Origin of the sequence: Nocardia nepalensis (genome assembly GCF_048910785.1) — a bacterium.
In the GTDB taxonomy this organism is placed as follows: Bacteria; Actinomycetota; Actinomycetes; order Mycobacteriales; family Mycobacteriaceae; genus Nocardia; species Nocardia nepalensis.
In genome coordinates, this window is record NZ_JBKBET010000044.1 from 229,818 (window position 1) to 248,116 (window position 18,299).

The following is an 18,299-nucleotide window of genomic DNA, read 5'->3' on the forward strand; positions in this document are numbered from 1 at the left end:
ACGCCAGACTACCTTGTCCGCGAACCCGTCCTCCCCCATCGGGTTCCGACGCCGGTCACGGACAAGGAGTTGGGCAAGAAGGGGATTCGGGGTCGCCGCGTCGCAACAGCGGGAATCGGATCGAGCGCTCGGCCGAGCGCTCGCTCAGCGCCGACCAGCCGTCCCGGCGCAAGTGGATCCAGGCGCCGATCAGCACCGCCAGGAAGGCGATGACGTAGCCGTTGATCAGCACCTTGGTGATCGGCCACCACGGCGGCAGCAGGAATACCCCGATCGACACCCAGGTCCTGCTCCAGTGATAGGTCCATGCGGCGGTCGCGGTGAACAGCACCGCCGCCGCGACCCACCAGCGCCAATTGTCCTGTGCCTTGTGCACCAGGTAGACCAGCAGCGGTACGAACCACACCCAGTGGTGTCCCCAGGAGAACGGCGACACCGCACAGGCGGTCAGACCGGCCAGCGTGATCGACAGCAGCCGCTCACCCCGCTGATACAGCGCCGTGGTGACGACCAGGCTCGCGATCGCGATCGAACCCGCGATGAGCAGCCACAGCCACACCGGCGCCGGCCGACCCAGCAGATGCGCGATGACACCGCGGATGGACTGGTTGGCCGGGTGGGTGTCCACCGCGATCCGGTTGGACTGGAAGAACGTCGAGGTCCAGTACTGCCGGGAATCGGCGGGCAGGATGACCCAGGCGAAGGCGATGGAGGCGAGGAAGGTGGCGCACGCGATGATCGCCGAACGCCATTGCCGCAGGGCCACGAAGTACGCCACGAAGTAGATCGGGGTGAGTTTGATCCCCGCCGCGAGTCCGACGCCGATACCGCACAGTTTGCTGCGGTCGTCGCGCAGCGCGTCCCACAGGATCAGCAGCATCAGCACCAGGTTGATCTGGCCGAAGTAGAGCGTTTGCCGGACCGGCTCGATGAAGACGCAGGTGGCCGCCAGCAGCACACTGATCACCGTCAGCCGAGCGGTGATCCGATAGCCGAGCAACCGCCAGCTGAGCAGCACACAGCCGATGAGCACGCAGAGGTTCAACACCAGCCAGGTATTCGTGACCCACCCCCACGGCACCAGGTAGATGGGCACGAAGGCGATGGTGGAGAACGGCGTGTAGGTGTACAGCAACCCACGCATCGTCGGCTCGGTGTACAGCGGGATGTCGTGCACGATGCGGAACGCGCCGTCCCGATAGATGTGCACATCGAGCCCGCCGACCAGGAAACCGCCCTTGTCCAAGAAGGGGTCGATCGTGGTGAACAGCAGGATCACCGCCAGCAGGGCGCTCCCGGCGAGGATGTAGATCGCTGGTCCCGTGCGCGGAAACTCCAGCTTCCGGGTATCTCGCACCGCAGAGCTACGAACGGGGCAGCGCCAACGCGGAACAAGTGGATCTGGATCCTGCTGAGCGGTAAGACCTCATCACTGGACCGATCCATCCCTTCGTTCCCACACCTGAGCGCGACACAGCGGCAGCCAATTATTAACGTACCTAATGACCCGAGCCTGCATCATGCCCCGAAGTCTCCGGGCAGGCAAGCGCAGCGGTCATCGCTGTCTGCTGGCCCTGGCCCGCCTGCGCTCCGCCTGTAGTTCCGCGAGCTCCTGTTCGAGCATCTCGGCGATGCGGAACTGGCCGGTGTCGTGGATATCGGGTGTGCGGACCACCTGCAGATGTGGATCCGGATCGGCGGGCGCATTGCCCTTGCCCCGGGTGTTCTCGGTCGACCTGCTGTCCTTGCGGCCCTCGAGCGAGCTGGGCTTGCGCGATACCGCCGAGGAGGCATTGTTCCTGCGCAGTGCCGACACCACCGATGGCTTGCTCTCCGCGGCAGGAGGCGGTTCGGCGGGGGCCGGCGCTGCCTTGCGTGCGGTCGCCTTGGCGGGCGGTGGGCTCGCTGGTCGGGTCTCGACCTTGGGCACGGGCTTGGTCTCGGCGGTGGCGACCGGCTTGTCGGTCGTCGCCGGAGCGAAGGGGTTGTTCTTCGCGACCACCGGCGCGGCCGGCTCCTTGGCGACCGCGGGGCCGCTGACGGGCGTCGCCGGTGCCGCGGGCTCCGAATTGCCCTGCGGACGGCCGTTTTCGGTCACCGCTCGGCCGTTGCCGTTGCTCGCTGCCCGGCGCTTCTCGGAGTCGACCGCGGCCACCGGTGCGGCCGAACCATCTTGTGCGGCAGCGCCTTCCCCGTCGGTCACCTCCTCGACCTCGGCCTCTTCGGCGTCCACGATCGCTTCGACGTCCAGCTCCGCGTCCTGTTCCGCGTCTTCCAGGGCCTGCTGCGCTTCGGACTCTTCGGTGGCTTCCTTACCCGATGCCACCAGGGCCGCCAGCGCATTCGCGCGGTAGGTCGTGATCGTTGGCAGCTTCCGCCGGATCTGCTCGGCCGGATCGGGCAATTCGCGAACCTGCTCGGTGGCCCGGTAGATGGCCAGGCCGTAGCGCGCGCTCGCGGCATCGTGGATGAGCAGGGCGACGCCGATCATCACCGGCGCGACGGCGTGCACACCGGTCTCGTACCATTCCCCGTCGCGCAGATACGGGTAGGTGTTCAGGGTGACCGTCAGTGACAGCAGCGCGATTTCGGCCGCGGCGACCTGTCGGCGGTTATCGATGACACCCCATTCGGCGACCTTATTGGTGCCGACCATGATGATGATCAGGCAGACGCTGATCATCGCCTCGATGAGGTAGCTGAACCAGTACAGCGGATCGCCCGGTCCGCCGGGTGCGATGTTGTGCTGCACGTTGACCGCGGACCACAGCATGCCCGCCGCCACCACGCCCGCCAACGCGCGCAGTGACCATCCTCGGTGCCGGTACAGCGACGCCAGCTTGGCGTGCGGGCTGGACTCCCGCCGCTGTGCCGCAATTGCCTTGCGGGCTACCAATAGATCTCTGATGTCGGCCTTCTCGATCGCTTCCGTGGTCTGCCTGGCGCGGTCGGCCGCGGCGGCCGCGGCCTGAACCTGTTTCCACCGCTGCGCGCGATCCTCGCCGCGAATCTTTTCCGCGAGCTCACGTTCGGCGACCAGCTCGTCCTCGGAGAGCGCCTCGGTCAGCGCCGGATCGAACTGATAGGCCAGGCGTCCTCGGGCCCGCTCGACCCTTCTCGCGAGCTGTCCGACCTCGTCCTCGATGGGATGCTCGATGGTCAATTCGACTCCCAGCGGGAGAGATTCGACGGCAGACAAGTGATCACGCGTGGGAACGGCACCAGACATTCATAGTCGATGCACCGTTGCCAGCGAAACTGTCAATTTGCCGCCGGTGGGTTGTCCTGCGGCGCGCCGCGCGCGACACACGCATCGCCGGTTTCGATTTAACGACGATTTAGTGCGTACCAACGTCGCTCGCGGCGCGATGACCGGACAGTTGAGCGGCCAGGATTCGCTACGACGCAACCGCTTGCCGGCAGCAAACAGCCAACCAGTTGGTTCGTTCAAGGGGTGTCGACACCTTCGGCGTGTCGCCCCCAACTGGTCAATAGGTCGGGCGATTTCGGATCCGTCCGGCCGATGCGCGCCGACGCAGCCGTCGACTTCCGCGATTGGTTGCGGTCAGGCCGCGTCCGTCAGCGCCTCGCGCCAATGCCAGGTGTCGGTGTATTGATGCAGGGCGAGGAGCTTTTCGTCGGCGATATGCCAAATGTGGGCGAATTCGGCGGCGACATGCTTGCCGGTGGCGCGGGCCGTGCCGCGATAGTGGCCGGTGACGATGACGGTGTCGGGGTGGGCGTCGAACCACTGCTCGGCGAAGGGGGCGATTTTGTACTCGCGGGACACCGGCTGCCAGATGCCCGCGAGCGCCGCTTCCGGGCCGTGCGCCTGAGTGATGGTCACGCTGGGCATACCCGGGGCCACCCAGCCCTCGAAGCGCGGATGCAGCGCCGCGAGAATCGCGGCGGGATCGCCGGATTGCGTTGCTTTGTAGAACTTTTCGACTACGTCTCGATTGCTCATGCGTTCATATTAGAGGGATCGTTCTATATCGACCAGGGGCGAAGGCCGGTGATTCGCGGCACAGCGGCAATCCCTGGCCGGCGCACAGCGGTCGCGCGATCCTTCGCCATGTGACCGTGGATTGCGACGATCTCCATGCGACGTTCTGGAGTGCCGTCACCGAGTGGCCGGTGGCGTCGAGCGGGAGGGCTGATTCAGCGTGGCGTCAGTGTGGTGCGGAAGGGCTGATTCAGCGTGGCGTCGGCGTGGTACGGATTCGGGATCGTAGGGCGAGGACGCCGATGGCCGAGCCGATCATGGCGACGCCGACGACCCACAGTCCGGCCCGCTGGGTGCCGGTGAGGTCCTTCAGCGCGCCGGTGACGTACGGCGCGACGAACCCGCTGACATTGCCGATGGAGTTGATCAGGGCGATACCGCCAGCCGCGGCCGCGCCGGAGAGGAATGTGCTTGGCAGCGCCCAGAAGGTTGGTAGCGCGGCGAGGACACCGACCGCGCATACGGTGACCGCGATCATGGCGGCGAACGGGTTGCCCAGATAGAGCGCCACCGGAATCGCGAGCCCACCGACCAGCGCGGGCAGCGCCACATGCCAGGCCCGCTCACCGGTCCGGTCACCATGCCTGCTCCACACGACCATCACCACGGCGCCGATCACGTACGGAACCGCGTTGATGAGCCCGCGCTGCACCACCGAATAGTGGGTGCCATACTGCTGTTGGAATCCGTTGATGATGGTGGGCAGGAAGAATCCGAGCGCGTACAGGCCGTAGACGATGCCGCCATAGATGAAGGCCAGGCCGAGTACCCGGGGATGGGTGAGTGCCTTGCGCACCGTCCAATGTTCGCCCCGCGCCCCCTCCTCGGCTTCGAGTTCCGCTGTCAACCAGTCCCTTTCGACCGGGGTCAACCACTTCGCCTGTGCCGGACGGTCGGTGAGGAAGAACCAGGTGCCGACCGCGAGGACAATCGCGGGCAGTCCCTCGACCAGGAACATGAATCGCCAACCGGTGAGCCCGAAGACACCGTCGCCGTACTGGATGATCAGACTCGACACCGTCGATCCCAATGCGGTCGAAATCGGCACCGCCGTCATGAATAACGCGACGATCTTCGCGCGCTGGGTCTGCGGAAACCAATATGTGAGATACAGCAGGATGCCGGGAAAGAATCCGGCCTCGACGACGCCGAGTGTGAATCGCAGGATATAGAGCCAGGTTTCGTTCGGCACGAATGCCATGGCCGTGGCGACCACACCCCAGCTGACCATGATCCTGGCAATCCAGCGCCGCGCCCCGAACCGGTGCAGCGCCAGATTGCTCGGCACCTCGAGTACGAGGTAGCCGATGAAGAAGATGCCGGAGGCGAAGCCGAACGCCGTCTCGGTAAGCCCCAGATCCGTTTTCATGCCGCTGGGTCCGGCGAAGCCGATATTGACCCGATCCAGGTAGTTGATGAAATACAACAGCCCGAGAAACGGCACCAGTCGAATCGTGACCTTGCGCAGCGTCGCCCGGGATACCTCGATCGTTCCACCCATCCGCGCACTCTCGACCCGGATCCGCCCCGGAGTCAAATTCCCAAGCCAGGCGGTACCGCTCGAATGTTCGATTTCGGGAGCCGCAGCGTCATGTGCGGGAACCCGGGCGTTCAACCGGCAATCGTAGCGTCGGTGGCAGAGGCGAACGGAGATCCCCATGTTCGATCCGCGACTTCGAACCCTGTGGCTGGCGAATGGGGCCGCGGGCGCGGCGGCGGTCACCGTGCGGACCCCCGCTCTACACTCGCCCGAGAGTCGTCGATTCCGATCGTGTGCACCGGGATTCGATCGTCGCCACGGACCTCGGCTACGGTGCGACGCACGCGTCGTCATCGGCGACACCCTGCGCCACGCGGGCATTATGAAACTCGACCCGGACACCGGCGCGGTCCTCCCCTTCGCGGCCGGACTCGGCGCCGCCGACGGCAAGGACGTCGCCGCGGACGGCACGGTCTACGCCACCAACGACTTCGGCAGCCTCATCGGCCGTGTGTACGCGACCCCTTAACGCGGCACAGTTCCACATGCTGTGCGCATCACGGTGATGGGTACCGTGATTGCTGTATGACAGGAACTGCCGCATACGGGCGTGAGATTTCGGTGCGGCCGATCCCGGAGAGGTTGGGTGCTGATGGGTGGCCTTCGATTGGCTTCGGTTGTCGCCGCTGCTGTGATCGGGAGCGGATCCATCGGGTCCGGAGGTCTTTCGAACGCGGCACCGGACACCCGTGGGCAGGTGTCGGAGTCGGCGACGACCGAGGATGGGTCGCGAATTACCGGCGTTACGGTTCGGGGCGATCGGCATCTGACGTTGACGGTCTATTCGGGGGCGATGGGGAAAGAGTTTTCGGTGCAGGTGCAGCGGCCTGCGGATAGTGGGGTGCCGCGGCCGACGCTGTATCTGTTGGCAGGGGTCGATGGTGGGGTCGATGGGGCGACGTGGGATACGAAGACCGATGTCATGCGGTTTTTCGGGGATAAGAACGTCAATGTGGTCGAGCCTGTTGGTGGGGCCTATAGCTATTACGCGGATTGGCGGGCGGCGGATCCGGCGTTGGGGGTCAATAAGTGGCAGACGTATTTGACTCGGGAACTGCCGCCGTTGATCGATGCCGCGCTGGGAACCAATGGGCGCAATGCGATCGCGGGGATCTCCACCTCCGGCACATCGGTACTGTCGCTGGCGATTTCGAGTCCCGGGCTGTACCGGTCCGTCGGCGCGTTCAGCGGGTGTGCGCAGATCAGCGATCCGGTCGGGCAGGCGTTCGTCGAGCTGTCGGTGCGGAAGGGACGTGGGGATCCGGTGAATATGTATGGGCCGCCGCAGGATCCGATGTGGGCGGCCAATGATCCCTATGTGAACGCCGAGCGGTTGCGCGGGTTGAATTTGTACCTGTCGGCGGGAAGCGGATTGCCCGGACCGTACGACAATCCCACCGATCCGCACACGCAGAGCTGGGCCGAGGGCGGACTCCCACTACAGGTGACGATGGGCGGTGCGATCGAGGGGTCGACGGCATGGTGCACCCGCAATCTGCGGGACAGGCTGAATCATCTCGGCATTCCCGCCACCTACGATCTCGACCCCACCGGCACCCACTCCTGGGGCTATTGGGAACGCGCGTTGAAGGATTCGTGGCCGGTGCTCAGCAACGGGCTCGGCGATAACCCCTGACTCACTCGTGTCCCGCGCAACAGTGCGTATCCGCGCTCACTCATTCTCGGCGCAGCAATGCGCATCCGAGTGACCGACCGCGGTCAATCGGCAGAAACACGAGGCCTCGATCGGCACATCCGCCACAGCGGCGACCAATTTCAGTTGCTGGGCGATGATTCGGGCTTCGGCGGTCTTACCGAGGCGCACCAGGCATTCGTGATAGCCGTGCAGACTCCAGACATTGCCCGGATGTTGGGACGCACGCGGCAGGGTGTTATCGAGCCCGAGATCGGCTCGGTAGACGGCCTCGGCCTCGTCAATGTGGCCCTGTTCGAGCAGTAGCGCACCATAGGCGTGTCGAGTCGGCTGCATCCAGCCCCACGGTTCGTCGTAGGGCAGATTGTCGTCGAGGTCGATGGCGCGGCGGAGGGCTTCGAAAGCGCTGTCGTAGTAGCCGTTTCGGTACCGGAGTTCGCCATCGAGCATGGCCGCGGCGATGGCGAGGATATCGCGGCAGGTGTTGTTGAACAGGGTCCGGGATTCCGGGACTCGGTCGAAGGCGGCGAGGAAGCGCCGCTGCTGCTCATCGGCCTCGGCGAGGCGATTGGTCGCGGAGTAGGCGACGCCCTTGGCGTAATGCAGCATCGCGGTGGTGACGCAGTACAGCTCTTGGTCTTCCGGCATCGGCAGATCGATGATATCGGCCCATTTCCCGAACCGGATGAACGCGTGCACCCGCATCGACAGGAAGCTCTCCAGCCAATCCGCCATCGGCGGCGACTGCACCCGCAGCAGCTCCTCCGGAATAGAATTCTCCAGCCGCGCAACGGTTTCCAGCGCAACCTCGGACTGCCCGAGGAACATCGCGCCATAGATCTTGAAGTGATAATTGTGCGCGCGATAGAGGGTGTAGAAATTGATCTCCCCAGCCGCACGCACATACTTCTCATCCGCGGCGATCGCGGCCGAATTGGCGGCTATGACAGCACGGTAGTCACCACACAGCACATCGAGATGCGACGGCATATGCGCGAGATGCCCCGCATCGGGCACCAGACCGCGCAGCCGATCCGCCACCGTCAGCGCGGCTTCCGGCGTCGGCGACATCTCCATCAAATGGATGTACAGGTGTAGCGCACCCGGATGCTTCCGCCCCTCGGCAGTCCCCAACGCCCGCTCCAGCACCGCCTTCGCCTCCAGCGTGCTCGCCCCGTCGGCGGGCGCACCGCTGCGCTGATCCCACAGCGCCCAGGGCGTCAGATTCATCAGGGCATCGGCGAAGAGCACCGCGACATCGAGATCATCGGGAAACCGCTCGTAGACTCCGCGCATCGCCGCCGCGTACTCGGCATTCCAAACCGACCCGTCCCCCTCCGGTGTCTTTGCCGGATACCTCGCGGCCAACGCCTCGATCAGCGCACGCTCGACCACCGAACCCCCGAGTCCGGCAGCCTTGCGCGCCGCGTCATGCGTCCGCGCGACGGTATCGGCCAACTCCGTCTCGTCGAAGAACTCCCAAGGCTTGTTGTAGTTCGGCCCCAACGCATAAGCCACCCCCCAGCCTGCCATCCCGCACCCCGGATCCAACTCCAGCGCCCGCTCGAAGCACCGCACCGCCTCCTCATGATTGAAGGCATATGTCCAGATCAGCCCCCGATCGAACCACAGCTGCGCGGCGGCCGACGACGTCGTAACCGGCCGCGCGTATGTTCCGAGATCGTAGTAGTCCACGGCCAGTCTCCCGGGCTCGAATATGAGTGGATCTCAGCATTCCGGACGATTACGCGCCGCGCGACCCGCTGATCGCGCCACCCGCATGAGGCATATATGAAACCGTACTCATATGGCACGCGCACCTCACCTTCGCCAGCGATCTGGCTGCTACCGAGAAGGCGGCAGCATGGAGAAACTCGAGCGAGGCCGCGATCATGCTGCGGTTCGCGGGCCATGGCCGAGTAACCGACACATCGAACGGCTCACCCCGAGCGCCATCTCTATCTCCTAGGAGGATTCGTGTCCGAAACCGTGCGTGGCGTGGTCGCCCGTAGTAAGGGCGCACCGGTCGAGATCGTCGATATCGTGATCCCGGATCCAGGGCCGCACGATGTGGTGGTGCGCATCCAGTCCTGCGGGGTGTGCCACACCGATCTGCACTACCGCGAGGGCGGCATCAACGACGAATTCCCCTTCCTGCTCGGGCACGAGGCCGCGGGCGTCGTGGAGACCGTCGGTACCGCGGTAACCCATGTCGTCGCAGGTGATTTCGTCATTTTGAACTGGCGCGCGGTCTGCGGTGAATGTCGCGCCTGTAAGCGCGGCCGCCCCTGGTACTGCTTCGCCAGCCACAATGCCAGCAAGAAGATGACCCTCACCGACGGCACCGAACTCAGCCCCGCCCTCGGCATCGGCGCGTTCGCGGATAAGACGCTGGTGCACGAGGGTCAGTGCACCAAGGTCGATCCGGCCGCCGACCCGGCCGTCGCCGGGCTGCTCGGCTGCGGCGTGATGGCCGGCCTCGGCGCCGCGATGAATACCGGCAATGTCTCGCGTGGCGATACGGTCGCGGTGATCGGCTGCGGCGGTGTCGGCGATGCCGCCATCGCGGGTGCGCGGCTGGCCGGTGCGCGGACCATCATCGCCATCGATCGCGACCCCCAGAAGCTCGAGTGGGCAACGGAATTCGGCGCGACCCACACCATCGATGCGACCAGCACCGATGTCGTCGAGCAGATCCAGGAATTCACCGACGGGTTCGGCGCGGATGTCGTCATCGACGCGGTCGGGCGCCCCGAAACCTGGAAGCAGGCCTTCTACGGCCGCGATCTGGCGGGCACCGTGGTGCTGGTCGGCGTCCCGACCCCGGATATGACGATCGACATGCCGCTGATCGACCTGTTCTCGCGCGGCGGCGCGCTGAAATCCTCCTGGTACGGCGACAGCCTGCCCGAACGCGACTTCCCGATGCTGGTCGACCTGTACCTGCAAGGCCGACTTCCGTTGGAGCGCTTCGTCACCGAGCGCATCGCGCTGGACCAGGTCGAGAAGGCCTTCTCCGCAATGCATGCGGGTGAGGTGCTGCGCTCGGTGGTGGTCTGGTGAGCCTGCGCATCGACCGGGTCGTCACCTCCGGCACCTTCTCCCTCGACGGGGGTACCTGGGATGTGGACAACAATGTCTGGCTGATCGGCGACGACACCGATGTGGTCGTCGTCGACGCGGCGCACGACGCCGACCCGATCATCGACGCGGTCGGCAGCCGCAACGTGCTCGCGATCGTCTGCACGCACGGCCACAATGACCACATCACCGCCGCACCGGAACTCGCCCAACGGCTCGACGCACCGATCCTGCTGCACCCCGGCGACGACCCGCTCTGGCGCATGACCCACCCCGACGTCGACTACGAATCCCTGGCCGATACCCAGCGAATCACCGTGGCGGGCACCGATATCGAAGTCCTGCACACCCCGGGCCATTCTCCCGGCTCGGTCTCACTACACCTACCCGAGGCCACCGCTCTCTTCACCGGCGACACGCTTTTCAATGGTGGCCCCGGTGCCACCGGCCGCTCCTTCTCCGACTTCGGCACCATCATCGATTCCATCCGGGACCGACTGCTGACCCTCCCGGAGGAAACCACCGTCCACACCGGCCACGGCGAAGGCACCACCATCGGCGCCGAAAAGCCCGCGCTGGCCGACTGGATCGCCCGCGGCCACTGAATCCGGTGGGATCGAGATCGGGTGGAATCTGCGGGCCGATGCCGCCACAGATTCCACCTGATCTTGCTCACTTCTCGACGTAAGCCTTGATGCGCTCGAGGGTTTCGCGCATGCCATTGCGGTTGGTTTCGCCCCGAGCGCGCCCGGCGACCAGCCAGTAGAGACGCAGCGCGAGGAGCTTGTTGTTGAGCTGGAAGGATTCGGTGACCTCGGTGCCGCCCTCGACCGGTTCGAGCCGGTAGCTCCAGGTATTGACCGCCACTCCGCGCGGGCCGAGCACGGTGAATGCGAATTCGCGGCCCGGCTCGCATGCGACGATCCGGCAGACCGTCCAATACTTCAGCCCCCAACCATTGCGGTTGACGTGTCCTCGGAACTTGACGCCCACGGCGGGAGCCGTTGCCCCGCCGAGCCATTCGGTGTCGAAGGTCTCCGGCGAGAATTTCGATGTATTCGTGATATCGCTGATCAGCCCCCAGATCTCATCCGCGGGTGCCGCCATTCGAACCGTCACGCTGTCCTGCATGCCTGCACGCTAGCAGGCGCTTTCTGAGACAGATAACCGTGTTCACGCCCGCGCTTGTTCATGGTCAGGCACGGCAGGTGCGCTACCAGCGAATTGCGATGAGCGGCAATAGGACTCGGTGCCGCGCGAGAACCTCAGCGCGATTCGGCCGCGGTCCAGAAGGCGATGAGGTCGGTACAGACTCGGAATGGGCGTTCCTCATTGGGAAGGTGGCCTACACCGTCGTAGACGGCGGTGCGAGCGCCCAGTTCTTCGGCGTAGCGTTCGTGGACACTCGGGGGCCAGAGGTCGCCGGAGTTGCCGTAGGCGATGAGGATCGGGAGGGCAGCGGCACGCAGGGCGGCGGTGTAGTCGATGGAACCTTCCATGACGCGCATGATGCCGATCAGGTTCGCCTTCTTGGTCGCGAAGATCCGGTTGTGCAGGAATTCGAGTTCGGCGGGCGGGACGAGGGGTGCCAGCGCCTGGTTCATCTGGTCCCAAAGCGCCCGCTGACCACCGCTTTCGATGAGTTGGGCGACCAATTGCGGTGGGGTGGAGTTGATATCGGAGGTCGAGGACGGACCGGACGCGAGCAGGGTGAGACTGCGGAAGCGGTTCGGCTGGGCGACCAGGGCGGCGCGGGCGACATAGCCGCCGAATGAGTGACCCACCAAGTGGATCGGTGCGTCTTCCGAGATCTGATCGGCGACGAGGTTCAGGTCGTCGGCGAAATCGGCCATGGTGTATCCCGCCACCTCATCGGGACCGTCCGACTGCCATTGACCGCGCTGATCGTAAGCGACGCAATGGAATCCGGCCGCGGCCAGCATCGGCAGCATGGCCCCGAAGTCCTCTTTGGAGCCGGTGAATCCGGGCACCAGCAGCGCCGTGCCACGCGTCTCGACGCCTGGTGGCGGGATGGATTCCCAGGCGGCCAATGTGCCCGCCCCGCCGCGCAGGGCGAACGGAATGGTCTCGGCGGTGACGTGCTCGATGGCATGGCTCATCGGTTTCCTCCATCGGCGTGCTCGGCACTAGGGCGGCAACACCCCTCCATTCTAAGCGAGTATCCAATCGGCATTGTTATTTATTCGAGATATTTCAGAACAGGGTCATCGGCTCGGTCGGGATGGGTTCGGGCAGCGGCGCCAATTCGGGCACGCACGCACGGACTTCGTCATGGAAGCGGCGGGCGAGGTGCAGGGCAGAGGCATTGTCCGGGGTGTGGATGAACACCGTGGGCGAGCGACCCTCGCGCAGCCACGCGACAACGACCTCCAGCCACGGCTGCCAGCCCGCCACGGTGCGCTCGGCCGAGTCGCGGCCGTGATAGCGGACGATCGGGAATTCGGTGAGGGCTCGGGTGCGCCGCGGCACCCGGGGCTTCTTCGCGCGAGCTTCGGCCTCGGCGGCGCTCTCGGCGGGGCCTTCGAAAAGTGTGGTGGTGTCGAAGGGCACCCATTCGGCGTCGACGCGCGCCAGCACGTGTTCCAACTGCCTTGCGGCGCTTTCGTTTTCGAAGAAGGCCGGATGCCGGACCTCGACCGCGGACCGATACGAGCCGGGCAGCGCGCGCAGGAATCCGGCCAGTGTCCCGAGGTCGGTCGGGCCGAACGAGCCGGGCAATTGCACCCACAGCGCGTGGATGCGCGGGCCGAGCGGTTCCATCGCATCCAGGAACGTCCGGAGTTCGTCCTGCGCACCATGCAGCCGGCGCTCATGTGTGATCGGCTTGGGCAGCTTGATGACGAACCGGAAGTCGGGGTCGGTCTGTTGCGCCCACGACGCCACGGTCTTGCGCGTCGGTGTCGCGTAAAACGTCGTATTGCCTTCCACCGCAGTGCACCACGACGCGTAGTGCCGCAACCGCTCCCCCGGCGAGGGTTGTTGTTCCTGCCAGGCCGCGTGCGTCCACATCGCACATCCCACGTGAAGCCGCATGCCAGCGACGCTAACGCACCGCCCGGTCGTCCGGGCGGTCGACATTGGTCACGTACGCTGACGGCTCCACCTCCACCACCTCGGGAAAGAGATCATGACGCAGTTCGAGAACGTCAGTGTGGCCAAGAAGGCCAATGTGTATTTCGACGGCAAGTGTGTGAGCCACAGCATCGAGCTGCCCGATGGCACGTCGAAGTCGGTGGGCGTGATTCTGCCGTCGACTCTGACGTTCAATACTGGCGCGCCGGAGATCATGGAGCTGATCGAGGGCGAATGCAAGGTCACCCTGGCCGGGGAAACCGAAGCGGTGACCTACCGCGGCGGCGAATCGTTCAGCGTGCCGGGCAACAGCTCATTCGAGATCGAGGTGCTCTCGACGGTGCATTACGTGTGCCACTTCGGCTGAGGCGGGCCGTAATATGGCCTGCGCCAAGGGCTTCGATTTGCGCCGTCAGTGAACGCGGCAGGTGACGCCCACGACATCGGCTAGTACGGTCGGCCCCAAGGCGTCGGCAAGGGCTGTCAATACGGTTGCGCATCCGGCATCGACGGTCAGCGTGGCGAGTTCATCACCTCGGGTCCGGCCGCGGTTCACGATCGCGACCGGCTTTCCCTGTTTCGCCGCATGCCGCACGAACCGCAGCCCGGACATCACCGTCAACGAGGATCCCGCCACTAGTAGCGCGTCCGCCGCGTCGACCAGCTCGAACGATGCGGCGACGCGCTCCTTGGGCACGTTCTCACCGAAATACACGATGTCCGGCTTCAGCATGCCGCCGCAGCGCGCGCAGTCCACCATCCGAAAGCTCTCGGTATCGGCGACCACCGCATCCGCATCGGGCGCGACCTCCACCCCGGTCGCCGTCGAATATGCCGCGAACCCCGGATTCGCCGCCTCCAATCGCTCGGCCAACGTCATCCGCGAAATCAGCGCCTCGCAACCGAGACACCGCACCCGCGCATAAGTCCCGTGCAGATCGATGACCCGTCGATGCCCCGCCTTCGTATGGAGCAGATCGACATTCTGCGTGATCAAACCGGTGATTACACCCGAGCGTTCCAGCCGCGCGAACGCCCGATGCGCCGCATTGGGCCGCGCCCCATCCATCGCCCGCCACCCGATATGGTTACGCGCCCAGTAGCGCTGCCGAAACGCCGCATCTCCCACGAACTGCTGGTACGTCATCGGAGTCCGAGCTGGCGACCCAGGCCCGCGATAATCCGGAATACCACTGTCAGTCGACACCCCCGCCCCGGTCAACACCGCCACCCGCTTCCCCGAGAGCAGTCCGCAAAGCCCCTCGACATCCGCACTCGGCACAGCCGAGACACCGGAGCCGGACTTCAAAGCGGACATGGGATCCAGACTAAGCGCACCCACCACCCCCAACCGTCCCAGTGTGCACAGTCACCCCCCGAACGCGCCCCTCGCGATCGCAGACCACGCCTGACGGCGCAGCGATCGCCCCTCGCGATCGCAGCCCACCCCCGATGTAAGGGGACTGTCTCGCCAAGGTATCAAGATCAGGTGGCACTGGTGGCGGGGGCTTCTCGGGCGATGCCGCCATAGATTCCACGTGATCACATGTCCAATTGAGGGGGGTGGGTGGTGGGTGCGTTTGGGTTGGGTGGGCTGCGGTGGGTCCTGTTGTTCTGCACCGACTTCCAGGGGGGTGCGGACCCCGGATGGTTTGGCGTTCTGTGGTTTTGCCGGTGCAGTGCTGGGCGCGTCGTGTGCCGTACCCGACTTACCTCCCGCAGTCAGGTGGGCAGGCCCGCGGCTTCCAGCTCGGTCGACTGGCTGTGGTTGCGTTCTCGAGCGTGTCAAGGGGAGTGGAATGTGCCGCGAGCCCCACCACCGGCGAGCTATCCACCGAGTGGAATCAAAAGGTCGCGCCGAACCAATTGCGAGCCACCATATGACTCACCTCGGCGCGTAATCGGCTCGAGCCCGCCACGCGGTGAGCTGACCGGCGAGCGGAGTCAAATGGTCGCGATAGCACCGGCTGCAAGCACCATATGACTCACCTCGCCGCGTGATCTGCACTGGCCCGCCACGCGATGAGCTGACCGCCGAGCGGAGTCAAATGGTCGCGATGGTGCCAGTGAGGAGGCGCCATATGACTCGCCTCGCCGCGTGATCTGCAGTAGCCCGCCACGCGGTGAGCTGACCGCTGAGCGGAGTTAAATGGTGGCGGTGGGGCTGGTTGGGAGCCGCCGTATGGCTTGCCTCAGGGGATTGGCTGCTGATGGGGGTGGGTCAGTTCTCGGGGGTGGGGTTGGGTGGGGTGGGCGAAGCGTTCGCGGTGGTCAGGAAGGCTGACATGGCGGCGGCTACGTTTTCGGGGCGGTCGAGCATGGATAGGACGTAGGCGTCATCGATCTCTACCAAGTTGCCCTTGGGGAGGAGTTCGGCCAGCTTGCGGCCGTGCTCGCGTGGCATGACCTTGCCTGCGGACGACCAAAGGATGAGTGCGTCGCCGGGAAAGTGTTGCAGTGCTTCGGTATTGGCGATCAGCTCGGCCTTCGGGAAACCGGATTTCGCGTACTTCACCAGATCTCGTCGAATCGCCTTGTCGCGCAACGCTGGTTCGGTCCAGCCGTGCACGAGATCGTCCGGCAGCGGCCGCCGTGCCATCCAGCCCATCATGAGTGGCGAGTCGCGCAGCCATCGAATTCGCAACTGCCGCAGGGCGAGTAAGACCCCACCGGGGAGTGCCACCGCGACGGTGACCAGCTTTCCTGGCAGACCCGGCGGGAAGTTGTCGAACGCCTCGCACGGCAGCGCGATGATCCGGCCGACGCGTTCATCCAGACCGTATGCGGTGAGGAACAGTCCACCACCCCAATCGGTGTGCACGAGTGTCACATCCCGTAGGTCCAGTGCGGCGAGGAAATCCGCGATGATCTGATTCAGCCCGCGCAGCGAGAGATCGGCATCGGGACGCAGCGGTGTCGCATGCGCGCCCAGCGGCAGGTCGGGGAGAACATAGCGAAACCCGTTGGGCAGCAGGTCGATTACCCGATCCCACTGCGTGTGGTTCATCAACAGCCCGTGCAGCAAAACCACCGCGGGCCCTTCGCCGCGTTCGACGTAATCGATTCGACCGGCGGCTATATCGACAGTTGGCATCCGCGAACCTCCATTAGAGTAGTCGCTCTAGAGCACATGCTCTAGTCTTACGGTGTGAACGCAGCGATGTCAACGAGGGACCGGATCCGCACCGCGATGGCTGAGCTGATGCGCAGACAGGGCTACGGCGCGACGACCGTGAAGCAGGTGAGCGAGCTGGCGCATGCGCCGATGGGCTCGCTGTATCACCACTTTCCGCAGGGCAAACAGCAGATCGCGGCCGAGGCCCTGCGCGTGGCAGGTGCGGCATACATCCAGTTGCTGCCGCTGTTGCTGGATCCGCACGAGGATCTGCGCGCGGCGGTGCCCGCCGCCTTCACCGAGGCGGCCGAGCAGATGGAACGGGCCGAGTGGATCAATATGTGCCCGGTCGTCACGATCGCCGGTGAGATCGCCGACAGTGAGCCCGCGCTACGCGAGGTCACGGCCGAGGTCATCGACTCATGGGTGCGCGAATGCACCGACTACTTCACCCGCCGCGGCCTGGACGCACCCGAGGCACACCGCTTCGCCCTCGCGTTCTTGAGCGCTCTCGAGGGCGCATTCATCCTCAGCCGCACACTGCATTCGACCGAACCGCTACGCGCAGCGGGCCAGACGCTGTCCTCGCACTTGGCCACCGACCGCGTATAACCGCAGCCGGTCGAGGCAAGTCGAACGGTGGCTCCAATGCCAGTCGCGAGACACCATTCGCCTACGCTCGGCCCACCGCCCGCTCGACGCACCGCCCACTCGACGCACCGCCCACTGAGCGCATCACCCGCTCGGCGCACCAATAACTGGGTGCAGCCGAACTACTTCCGAGCGGCCTACTTCGCCTGTCCCGATCGACGCACCACCCACTCGACGCACCGCCCGGCCCACCCCCTCGGCGCACTGGCCACTCGGCCCACCGCCCGCCAGGCCCCACCGCCCACTCGGCGCACCGATCACCGGGTGCGGCCGAACTACTTCCGGGTGGCCTAGTTCGGCTGTCCCGAAGTGGTCGGCGCGGGCGGCGTAGTTGTGGGCGGTGCGGGTTGGGGCGTTGTCGGCTTATCCGCGAATCTGGTGGTGCCGTCCGGAGCCAGCATCGTATTGACGTAATCCACACCGGAGGTGAGCAGCGTTGGTCCGCCGACGACCACCGTCCCGATGATCCCGCCGATGGCCGCGCCGGTGGTGAACCCGCCGATGCACCCGGCGGCGATGGTCACCACGCAGCCGACGAACGCGCCGATGGCGGTGCCGACGAAGCCGCCGATCGCCGTGGCCAGACCGAACTGACTGGCGAATTCATTACGGGCACGCTGGTTTTCGACCAGCGATGCCACCGGCTTGACGGTCAGCGGTTGGGTGAGGTCGAGTCCGGCGGGCTTCTGCGGCAGCAGTTCCAGCACCATGCCGTCTTTCTTGACCACCGGCTTGACCGGGATCTCGGTATCGGCGACCCGGAACTGCAGCGGCAGCGTGATCACGACGTGGCCGTCGGTGTCCGCGAGATCGACCACGTCGACCACGTCGGCGATATCGGCGGCCTTACCGTCCTGGTCGACCAGCGTGCCGTCCTTGTCGATCAGCCGACCGTCGCCGCCCGCGGCGAGCTCGCTGCCCGCCGCCTTGGACAGGGTGAAGGTGCCGCCACGCACGCTGGCGACGACGGTCTTTTCGACTAGCTTTAGCGAGTAGGTGATGTCCTGCCGCGCGGGCGCGGCGACCGGCTCGGCATGCGAAACTCCGGCGCCCAGGGTCACGGCACCGATGACAAGGATCGCCGCCGCCGTGCTATTGCAGAGCTTCATTCGGTATTCCCTTCCGTCATCAGGGTTTTCGCCTCCGCACCGCCCGCGCA

General features: G+C 65.4%; 17 protein-coding genes and 1 pseudogene. 7 read left to right on the forward strand and 11 right to left on the reverse strand.

What is annotated here, in order from left to right:
• Nucleotides 1–55: 55 nt before the first annotated feature.
• The 4 genes from ACHQ4I_RS42765 to ACHQ4I_RS42780 all read right to left on the reverse strand — a co-directional run bounded on the left by ACHQ4I_RS42765 (nucleotide 56) and on the right by ACHQ4I_RS42780 (nucleotide 5,507).
• Nucleotides 56–1,357, reverse strand: a complete 1,302-nt coding sequence (locus tag ACHQ4I_RS42765; RefSeq protein ID WP_420777659.1) for a glycosyltransferase 87 family protein — start codon at nucleotides 1,355–1,357, stop codon at nucleotides 56–58.
• A 198-nt stretch (nucleotides 1,358–1,555) separates the two neighbouring features.
• A complete protein-coding gene (locus ACHQ4I_RS42770) occupies nucleotides 1,556–3,163 on the reverse strand; it encodes a hypothetical protein (protein ID WP_420777660.1) in 1,608 nt (535 codons plus the stop codon).
• Between the two features lie 402 nt (nucleotides 3,164–3,565).
• Nucleotides 3,566–3,967, reverse strand: coding sequence for a nuclear transport factor 2 family protein (locus tag ACHQ4I_RS42775; protein ID WP_420777661.1), 402 nt, complete (start codon nucleotides 3,965–3,967; stop codon nucleotides 3,566–3,568).
• A 229-nt stretch (nucleotides 3,968–4,196) separates the two neighbouring features.
• On the reverse strand, nucleotides 4,197–5,507 hold the full coding sequence (locus ACHQ4I_RS42780; protein WP_420777662.1) for an MFS transporter: 1,311 nt from the start codon (nucleotides 5,505–5,507) through the stop codon (nucleotides 4,197–4,199).
• Between the two features lie 316 nt (nucleotides 5,508–5,823).
• Here ACHQ4I_RS42780 and ACHQ4I_RS43275 point away from each other — a divergent pair.
• Nucleotides 5,824–6,000, forward strand: a pseudogene (locus ACHQ4I_RS43275) (SMP-30/gluconolactonase/LRE family protein); the annotation flags it as partial.
• A gap of 339 nt (nucleotides 6,001–6,339) precedes the next feature.
• Nucleotides 6,340–7,182: an alpha/beta hydrolase gene (locus ACHQ4I_RS42790; RefSeq protein ID WP_420777663.1), complete on the forward strand. Its 843-nt coding sequence runs from the start codon at nucleotides 6,340–6,342 to the stop codon at nucleotides 7,180–7,182.
• 36 nt (nucleotides 7,183–7,218) lie between these two features.
• On the opposite strand, the gene ACHQ4I_RS42795 is transcribed toward ACHQ4I_RS42790, so the two are convergent.
• Nucleotides 7,219–8,895: a tetratricopeptide repeat protein gene (locus ACHQ4I_RS42795; RefSeq protein WP_420777664.1), complete on the reverse strand. Its 1,677-nt coding sequence runs from the start codon at nucleotides 8,893–8,895 to the stop codon at nucleotides 7,219–7,221.
• A 282-nt stretch (nucleotides 8,896–9,177) separates the two neighbouring features.
• Here ACHQ4I_RS42795 and ACHQ4I_RS42800 point away from each other — a divergent pair, with 282 nt between their 5' ends.
• Together ACHQ4I_RS42800 and ACHQ4I_RS42805 are read left to right on the forward strand one after the other, a co-directional pair.
• A complete protein-coding gene (locus ACHQ4I_RS42800; protein ID WP_420777665.1) occupies nucleotides 9,178–10,263 on the forward strand; it encodes an S-(hydroxymethyl)mycothiol dehydrogenase in 1,086 nt (361 codons plus the stop codon).
• On the forward strand, nucleotides 10,260–10,886 hold the full coding sequence (locus ACHQ4I_RS42805) for an MBL fold metallo-hydrolase (RefSeq protein ID WP_420777666.1): 627 nt from the start codon (nucleotides 10,260–10,262) through the stop codon (nucleotides 10,884–10,886). Before ACHQ4I_RS42800 ends, ACHQ4I_RS42805 begins: the two co-directional genes overlap by 4 nt.
• Nucleotides 10,887–10,953: 67 nt before the next feature.
• Here ACHQ4I_RS42805 and ACHQ4I_RS42810 read toward each other — a convergent pair whose 3' ends face one another.
• The 3 genes from ACHQ4I_RS42810 to ACHQ4I_RS42820 all read right to left on the reverse strand — a co-directional run bounded on the left by ACHQ4I_RS42810 (nucleotide 10,954) and on the right by ACHQ4I_RS42820 (nucleotide 13,335).
• Complete coding sequence (locus tag ACHQ4I_RS42810; RefSeq protein WP_420777667.1) at nucleotides 10,954–11,412, reverse strand: SRPBCC family protein; 459 nt, start codon at nucleotides 11,410–11,412, stop codon at nucleotides 10,954–10,956.
• A 134-nt stretch (nucleotides 11,413–11,546) separates the two neighbouring features.
• Nucleotides 11,547–12,401, reverse strand: coding sequence for an alpha/beta fold hydrolase (locus tag ACHQ4I_RS42815; protein WP_420777668.1), 855 nt, complete (start codon nucleotides 12,399–12,401; stop codon nucleotides 11,547–11,549).
• 94 nt (nucleotides 12,402–12,495) lie between these two features.
• Nucleotides 12,496–13,335, reverse strand: a complete 840-nt coding sequence (locus ACHQ4I_RS42820) for a DUF72 domain-containing protein (protein ID WP_420777669.1) — start codon at nucleotides 13,333–13,335, stop codon at nucleotides 12,496–12,498.
• 94 nt (nucleotides 13,336–13,429) lie between these two features.
• Here ACHQ4I_RS42820 and ppnP point away from each other — a divergent pair, with 94 nt between their 5' ends.
• On the forward strand, nucleotides 13,430–13,741 hold the full coding sequence (gene ppnP, locus ACHQ4I_RS42825; RefSeq protein ID WP_420777670.1) for a pyrimidine/purine nucleoside phosphorylase: 312 nt from the start codon (nucleotides 13,430–13,432) through the stop codon (nucleotides 13,739–13,741).
• 45 nt (nucleotides 13,742–13,786) lie between these two features.
• Here the strand turns inward: ppnP and ACHQ4I_RS42830 are convergent, their stop codons facing one another.
• Together ACHQ4I_RS42830 and ACHQ4I_RS42835 are read right to left on the reverse strand one after the other, a co-directional pair.
• A complete protein-coding gene (locus tag ACHQ4I_RS42830; RefSeq protein ID WP_420777671.1) occupies nucleotides 13,787–14,692 on the reverse strand; it encodes an NAD-dependent protein deacetylase in 906 nt (301 codons plus the stop codon).
• Between the two features lie 903 nt (nucleotides 14,693–15,595).
• On the reverse strand, nucleotides 15,596–16,468 hold the full coding sequence (locus ACHQ4I_RS42835) for an alpha/beta fold hydrolase (protein ID WP_420777672.1): 873 nt from the start codon (nucleotides 16,466–16,468) through the stop codon (nucleotides 15,596–15,598).
• Between the two features lie 66 nt (nucleotides 16,469–16,534).
• Between ACHQ4I_RS42835 and ACHQ4I_RS42840 the strand changes: the two genes are divergently transcribed.
• Nucleotides 16,535–17,101, forward strand: coding sequence for a TetR/AcrR family transcriptional regulator (locus ACHQ4I_RS42840; RefSeq protein ID WP_420777673.1), 567 nt, complete (start codon nucleotides 16,535–16,537; stop codon nucleotides 17,099–17,101).
• A 36-nt stretch (nucleotides 17,102–17,137) separates the two neighbouring features.
• The gene (locus ACHQ4I_RS42845; RefSeq protein WP_420777674.1) at nucleotides 17,138–17,434 is read left to right on the forward strand and encodes a hypothetical protein; all 297 of its coding nucleotides are present in this window, start codon (nucleotides 17,138–17,140) and stop codon (nucleotides 17,432–17,434) included.
• On the opposite strand, the gene ACHQ4I_RS42850 is transcribed toward ACHQ4I_RS42845, so the two are convergent.
• Nucleotides 17,431–18,249 carry a DUF8020 domain-containing protein gene (locus ACHQ4I_RS42850; protein ID WP_420777675.1) on the reverse strand — a complete coding sequence of 273 codons (819 nt, stop codon included), beginning with the start codon at nucleotides 18,247–18,249 and terminating at the stop codon, nucleotides 17,431–17,433. The two genes, ACHQ4I_RS42845 and ACHQ4I_RS42850, sit on opposite strands and share 4 nt — an antisense overlap.
• Nucleotides 18,250–18,299 lie beyond the last annotated feature (50 nt).

What these genes read in the sequence shown, in the direction of transcription:
- ACHQ4I_RS42775 (WP_420777661.1), bottom strand. Translation starts at nt 3,967, where the DNA reads ATGAGCAATCGAGACGTAGTCGAAAAGTTCTACAAAGCAACGCAATCC.
- ACHQ4I_RS42780 (WP_420777662.1), bottom strand. Translation starts at nt 5,507, where the DNA reads ATGGGTGGAACGATCGAGGTATCCCGGGCGACGCTGCGCAAGGTCACG.
- ACHQ4I_RS42790 (WP_420777663.1), top strand. Translation starts at nt 6,340, where the DNA reads ATGGGGAAAGAGTTTTCGGTGCAGGTGCAGCGGCCTGCGGATAGTGGG.
- ACHQ4I_RS42810 (WP_420777667.1), bottom strand. Translation starts at nt 11,412, where the DNA reads ATGCAGGACAGCGTGACGGTTCGAATGGCGGCACCCGCGGATGAGATC.
- ACHQ4I_RS42815 (WP_420777668.1), bottom strand. Translation starts at nt 12,401, where the DNA reads ATGAGCCATGCCATCGAGCACGTCACCGCCGAGACCATTCCGTTCGCC.
- ACHQ4I_RS42820 (WP_420777669.1), bottom strand. Translation starts at nt 13,335, where the DNA reads ATGCGGCTTCACGTGGGATGTGCGATGTGGACGCACGCGGCCTGGCAG.
- ppnP (WP_420777670.1), top strand. Translation starts at nt 13,430, where the DNA reads ATGACGCAGTTCGAGAACGTCAGTGTGGCCAAGAAGGCCAATGTGTAT.
- ACHQ4I_RS42830 (WP_420777671.1), bottom strand. Translation starts at nt 14,692, where the DNA reads ATGTCCGCTTTGAAGTCCGGCTCCGGTGTCTCGGCTGTGCCGAGTGCG.
- ACHQ4I_RS42835 (WP_420777672.1), bottom strand. Translation starts at nt 16,468, where the DNA reads ATGCCAACTGTCGATATAGCCGCCGGTCGAATCGATTACGTCGAACGC.
- ACHQ4I_RS42840 (WP_420777673.1), top strand. Translation starts at nt 16,535, where the DNA reads ATGTCAACGAGGGACCGGATCCGCACCGCGATGGCTGAGCTGATGCGC.
- ACHQ4I_RS42845 (WP_420777674.1), top strand. Translation starts at nt 17,138, where the DNA reads ATGCCAGTCGCGAGACACCATTCGCCTACGCTCGGCCCACCGCCCGCT.
- ACHQ4I_RS42850 (WP_420777675.1), bottom strand. Translation starts at nt 18,249, where the DNA reads ATGAAGCTCTGCAATAGCACGGCGGCGGCGATCCTTGTCATCGGTGCC.